Origin of the sequence: Streptomyces sp. HPF1205, assembly GCF_020400825.1 — a bacterium.
Lineage (GTDB): Bacteria > Actinomycetota > Actinomycetes > Streptomycetales > Streptomycetaceae > Actinacidiphila.
In genome coordinates this window covers 1-396 of record NZ_JAINVH010000164.1, presented here as the reverse complement: position 1 = coordinate 396, position 396 = coordinate 1, and the positions used below count along the sequence as shown (strand labels likewise).

The 396-nt window shown below is 68.7% G+C and carries 1 protein-coding gene; it reads left to right on the top strand.

The window, feature by feature from the left end:
- On the top strand, positions 1–396 hold a 396-nt coding region (locus tag K7G61_RS36120; protein WP_308190821.1), incomplete at both ends, for an arabinofuranosidase catalytic domain-containing protein.

The following is a 396-nucleotide window of genomic DNA, read 5'->3' as shown; positions in this document are numbered from 1 at the left end:
AAGGACATCGGCCTGCTGTCCGCCGGCGGCTACGCCGACGCCTCGGCGCAGGACTCCTTCTGCGCCAACACCACCTGCCTGATCACGGTCATCTACGACCAGTCGGGCAGGAACAACAACCTCACCCAGGCCCCCGCCGGCAGCGCCGCCGGCGGCCCGGACAACCTCGCCAACGCCACCGCGGCCCCCACTCTCGTGGGCGGCCACAAGGCGTACGGGGTGTTCGTCGCCCCCGGCACCGGCTACCGCAACAACCACACCAGCGGCATCGCCACCGGGGACAACCCCGAGGGCATGTATGCAATATTCGACGGCACGCACTACAACGGCGGCTGCTGCTTCGACTACGGCAACGCCGAGACCGACAGCCGTGACGACGGCAACGGCACGATGGAA